Annotated in this window: 2 protein-coding genes; both read right to left on the bottom strand. The window is 56.9% G+C overall.

The window, feature by feature from the left end; genetic code table 11:
• Position 1: 1 nt before the first annotated feature.
• Positions 2-1,294, bottom strand: a complete 1,293-nt coding sequence (locus ACN0RV_RS12810; protein WP_417348020.1) for a TolC family outer membrane protein — start codon at positions 1,292-1,294, stop codon at positions 2-4.
• Between the two features lie 147 nt (positions 1,295-1,441).
• On the bottom strand, positions 1,442-6,088 hold a 4,647-nt coding region (locus ACN0RV_RS12815; RefSeq protein ID WP_417348022.1), incomplete at its 5' end, for a tandem-95 repeat protein.

Here is a 6,088-nt window from a genome sequence, read left to right on the forward strand (position 1 = left end):
ATTAGCGCACTCCCAGAGTTTCGTTCAATTGTCCCATCGCGTTGAGGATCCTCACTTTGGAGGCCTCGTAGTCGTAATCTGCCTGGATGTAGCTCTGACCGGCAGTAAACACCTCGTTCTCAGAATCCAGCATGTCCAACAGGGTGCGCTTACCCAGGTTGAACTCCTTTCGGTAAGCGTTGCGGGTTGCGATGGTGGTCTTCTTGTAACCGGAGAGGAAGTTGCGCTGACGGCCCAGAACGTCGTAGGCCACCCAGGCCAGTCTCAGCCCTTGCTCTGCCTGGCGAGTGGCATCGTCAGAGATGGCAAAGGCCTGATCCAGTTGCTTGGCTGCCTGGCGGGTGGAGGCCTTATCGCGGCCACCGTTGAACAGGTTCCAACGCATCTCGACCACGGCACGATAATCGTTGTTCAGGCCGCGAATGCCGCTGAGGTTGTCACCGTAATTTCCCTTAAGAACCAGATCAAACTCTGGGTAGTTGGACGCCTTGGAGCCCTTGAGTTGGAAGCGGGTCTCTTCGATGTCAGAGCGGGCCGCCGCCAGAGTGGGGTTGTTCTCCAGCATAATCTGCAGGCCCTGCTCCATAGTGGCAGGCAGTACGGTGGAGCTGATGCCAAACTCTTCCATCTTCTGAGGGGCCAGTTCCCCCACCTGACGCTGATACAGTGTCTCTGCATCAATCAAGTTATTCTGGGCAGACAACACATTGGCGTGGGCGTTGTTCAGCCGGCTCTCAATCTGAGACAGGTCAGAAGAGGTACCCACGCCGCGATCAACCCGGCTTTTGATCTGCTCATAGATGGTCTGGTGGTTGCTGAGGATCTGCTCAGCCAACTCCAGCAATTGACGCTGCTTCTGAACCTCAAGGTAAGCCTGGCTGACAGAGAGGGCCAGATTCTCCAGGGTCGCATCCAGCTCATGACGGCGCGCCTGGGTAAAGGAGTGGGTGCGATCCACATTGTTCTCTGTGCTGAAGCCATCAAACAGCATCTGACGAACCTCAAACCCCACCTGATTGCGTCTCCAGGTGTCGTGCTCCTCGCCGCGGCTGCGGGTGGAGTTGTTGTCCACCACCTCAAACCCCCAGTCACCGGTCACTTCCACTGTCGGCAGATAGCCGCCCTTGGCGCCCTCGGTTTGCCACTCACCCTCTTCGACACGGGCCTGGCCCTGTCTGACATCGGGGTGGTTTTGCAGTGCCTTGAACACGGCCTCTGGCAGAGTGACAGCCTGAGCTTGAAGCGCTATCCCACAGGAGAGGAACAGCGGTATTGAAATGAGTCGGAGTTTCATAGTTCCCTACAAATTTTCTGTTATTAACCTGATGGCAGAGATCCCCTCTACCCCAGTAAAAAAGCTGCGGGCAGCCTCGCCGCCCAGCCCCTGAAACAGTGCCTGCACGGGCCTCTCAGCTTCAGCCGGAGAGGCCCCTCAAGGTACTCAGATGATGTCCGGATCGTTGGTGTTGGTGTTTTCCAGCATACGATTCAGCTCATCTGCCGCCGAGGTGGTGCCAGAGGCGCCGTCAGCGGTGATGTTGTTGTCACCGGCATAGTCCTTCAGGTTCAACGTAAGTCCTGTAGGCCCACCCACAACCGGGTCAATCTCAATCAGCAGATCACGACCATCTTCGGAGACCGTGGCATTGAGGTAATCGCTGATCTCATCCTGCTCCTCCAGGCCGGTCAGCACCTCAGAGATGTCCAGCACATCCCCCTCTGACGGATTGAAGTCGATGATGGTGTCGGTGGAACCATCCGCATCGCCCGGCAGCCACTTGAAGGTGTCGGCCCCTGAGCCGCCGATGAAGATGTCGTCCCCTTCTCCACCGATCAGCAGATCATTGCCTTCACCGCCAATCAACAGGTCATCTCCGGACTCTCCGATCAGGGTATCGTCCAGCCGATCTCCGATGATGGTCACCGACGTCTCATCATTGGATTCCTTGGTCTCAACAACCACGGTAGGCTCAAAATCGCTCTCAAGTGGCTGCTCGGTGACCAGGTAGATTCCATCGACGAAGCGTCCCTCCTCATAAATGTTGCCGAGAAGGGAGGGCTCCAATACAAAGGCATCGCCATCGATGTAGCTGGAGTACCTCGCCTCGATGGTCGCTTCTGTACCGTCCTGATAGACGATCCTGAGTACGGAGTTCTCTGGGAACCCGCCCAGTAGCAGCGCCGACAGGGTCTCGCTGCCATCCAGGTCGGAAAGGGTCGCATCCACATCAATCTGGTAGGTATGGACATCATCCAGCTCGCCGGTACCGAACAGGACCTCTTCAATTTGATAGCCGTTGTCTTGGTTGCCCTTTTGCTTCCCTGAACCGGATGCGGCCGCGGAGAAGGAGAGGTTGCCAATGGGCTCACTGACCTCCATAAACAGCCTCTGATTGGCGCCGTTGCCCCAAGAGGAACCGTCGAGCATCCAGGTCAACTCGGTGGAGGTGATGGTGTCGAATTGGCTGGAGAGATCCAGGTCAAACTGCCAGGAACCGTCCGCCGCGATGCTGACCGTATGGGAGATAGTCTCAATTTGGCCATCACTGTTCAGGCCGGTCACTTCCAGCACAACGCTGCCCGTCGGAGACACGTCTTTCTGACCATTTTGCCCATCAACCTGACCTGAGATGGCCACATTGGACGGGTCACTGGTATCCAGTTTGATGTCATCGGAACTCAGCAGCAGGGTATCGCTCTTGGTGTTCTTGATGCCCACTTCCACACTGTGCTTGGCCACTGGCAGGGTTAAGGTCACCACTTCACCGACATCGATGCGGTTTCGGTCTTCCCCTTTAGCTCCGTCGGGTGCCACTCCCAGTCCAAGCCCATTGCTGAAGTGCAGGACGCCGGAGTCGGTGCTTATTGTAACTCCCGACGCACTGGTCGCCGTGGAGTTACCTCCCTCGGCTCCTCCCAGATCATACACACCGGAGATAGGATCGCTGATTTGCACCCTCACAGAGGCTTCATCGACGGGATCGACCACAGGATCCACAGTAACGGTCACTGTGGCGTTATCCACCCCGCCATGCCCATTGCTGATGGCGTAGTGAATGGTGTCAGTACCGCTGTAGTTCTCATCCGGCGTGTACAGAATCCTTCCATCTTCGGTGATGGTGACACTGCCATGGGAGGCGGTCGCACTGGTCACAGTCAGAGTGGCGGTGTTTCCGCCCAGATCATTGCCCAAGACATCAACGACAATGGAGGTATCTTCCTGGGTGGTCACCGCATCATCGTTGGCAACGACACTTTCAGACAGAGTCTTGGTATTGATGACCACAGTACTTGACTGCCCCTGACCATCGACAATGTCGCCACCGACCAGGGTAACGTTGCCATTGCCGTCGGTTTCCACGGGCAGATAATCGAAGCTGTCGTTGTAATCGACACCAACGGACAGGTTACGAACCTCAAAACTGCCGGTACCGGCGTGGCCCACTTCCACTGAGCCAATCTGAATGCTGGGGTCAGTAACGATGATCCTGACCTGCTCGGTGAGGTCTCCAGTAGTCGCCTCTTCGCTGTTGGCCACCAGGTAGGAGTTGGAAGCGGCGTCCCACACCACATCCTGAGTGCCGTTGGCATCGTCTGTGGTGGTCACCAACAGCTTGCTCGCATCGATGGGGTTGCCATCGGTATCCAGCACAGTAATGGTGGCTCGGCCAGCCATGGTATGACCCGGCACGAAGTAGCCTCCCAGGCCGGTCAGGGTAATATTCACCTCATTAACCGCAACCCCGCGCTCACTGCTGGAGCCAGACGCAGGCTCATAGAAGGAGAAGTTGATCGCCTCGCTGTTGCTGTTGAGTTCGCCACCGCGACCGACACCGAGTCCCCCACCCTGATGGTTAGCCAGGGATCCATGGATAAGCTCCAGCTCTCCACCTACTGGGGTAATCCTGATGGCAACATCGGAGTTATCCATGGTAAAGAGACGGCTGCTGGAGCCATTGATCGCCTCGCCCCAGTGGTCCAGGGAACTGGCAATATCTTCAGACGCCTCTCCCAGTGTCACCTGGCCTGACAGGCTTGGATCCATTTCGTAGCGAAGCTCATCCATGGCGTAAACCTTACCTACTTCGGCTTCAGTGCGGCTGCCATCATCGTTAATGACAAACAGGCTGCCGGAAGTGGGCAGAGAGGTCAGCTGGATATGGGTAGCGTTACCCTCGATGTCGGACACTTCACCGCCGTCGATGGCGCTGTCACCCAGGTTATCGATACCAAAATCGATAAGGATGCTGTTCACATTGGGATCGGTAAAGTCAGCCTCTATGGTGAAGTCTTCTGACATAGGCGCATCATTCACCGGATCTACCGTCAACTCCAGGGTGGAGGTGTCGATGTCCTTGGCATCGTTGTTATCCACGACGGTGTAAGTAACTTTGGGTACCTCGCCGTGGTAGTTCGCCACCGGTTCGAAGCTGTAAGCACCATTGCTGGCGATCAGCAGTGCTCCCACACCTGTGATGACGGCAGTCTGGCCGGCAGTATAGGTCTGGCCGTTCACCTGGAAACTCACCACTGAGTGGCTGTTGCTATCCGCGTCGGTCACATCCAATACATTGCCGGACTGTATACTGTCCTCATTGCCCCTGACCTGCTCATCGCCATCGGTGAGTTCATCGATGACCGGAGTCACAGTACCGCTGACCGTGGCTGAGTCTTCACTGCCCTGACCATCGGTTACCACGTAATCGAAGCTGATTGGGCCATGGTAATTCTCTGCAGGCTCGAAGCTGATGGTGCCATTCGCGGCGACACGAACCGTGCCATTGTCGACGGCAATCTCCTGAGCCGTTCCCTCACTCAGTGCCACACCGTTGATCGACTTGATGGTCAGTGTGTCATTGTCTGCATCGGTGTCATTGCCGAGCAGATTCAGGCCAATGCTGCCATCTTCAGCCACAGTGAATTCGTCGTCACCAGCAACGGGGCCATCGTTCTCCGGATGGACAATCACGGTTGCGATGGCGGTATCCGTGGCGCCGTGCTCATCCTCAATGGTGTAGCGGAAGGTGGCGGTACCATGGAAGTCTTCAGCCGGCGTGAACAGGATATTGCCGTTAGAATCCAGAGAGACAGTGCCCTGGGTGTCATCGGTTGCTTCAACCGAAATGATCTTGATGGCATCGCCTTCAGGATCACTGTCGTTGGAGAGCAGCTCAGTCGCATCGATGACAACGCTGGTGTCCTCCTGGGTCTCCAGAGAAGGATTCTGGATGCCGATGATTGAGATGTCGTCCAGCAGGGCGCCATAGGAGTCTGAACGACCGGTTCCGGCAAAAGCGATGTCAACGCTGTCGCTATCCACATCGAACTCACCGGAAACACGATACCAGCCATCGGCATCAGGCCCCTCAATGGTCACGCCCTGATCTGCAGGAACCACTTCACCATTGGCAGTGACGGTATAGGTGGCGTCACCCACGGTGAAGCTCATATTGGACGAAGAGTTGCCGTCCCAACGAGGGTTGTAGCTGAACTCAACCCGCACTGCATCCTGACCAGTGGTGTTGATGTTGGTGCTGATGGCGGTGTTGACGTTGGGGTCCAGCTCCACATAGAAGTCGCCGTCCGGTGCCTTGGTAAGCAGACCATCACGCTGAATCTCCAGGCCATGGGTAAAGTCCCAGGTGCCATCAGGGTCGCTGTGCACTATGGTCCAGGAGTTAGTACTGGACATGTTCTCGAAAGACTCATGGAACAGCTGGGTTTCCTGGTAGGAGTCGTCTTCGGCGATAGGGGCGTCGTTGACGTTGGTCAGGCTGACGTTCACCTCGGCGGTGTCGCTGCCACCCTCGTTGTCGGTGACGGTCACGCTCAGCTGGTAATCACCCAGCTCCGCATCGTCGATGGTGCGGGTGGTGCTGATGGCGCCGGTGGCCGGGTCGATGCTGAACAGGCCGTCGAAGTCCTCCGCCAGGCTGTACACCAGACCGCTGTCTTCGTCCTCCGCGCCCACGGTGATGATCACCCCGGCGTCGGTGCCTTCGGCCACCTCGACACTGTACTGATCGTTGTCTTCCCCGCCGGTCTCGCCGACGAAGTCCGGCGCCGGATTGCTGACGGTGATGGTGAA

It is taken from the genome of Ferrimonas sp. (assembly GCF_048263965.1).
In the GTDB taxonomy this organism is placed as follows: domain Bacteria; phylum Pseudomonadota; class Gammaproteobacteria; order Enterobacterales; family Shewanellaceae; genus Ferrimonas.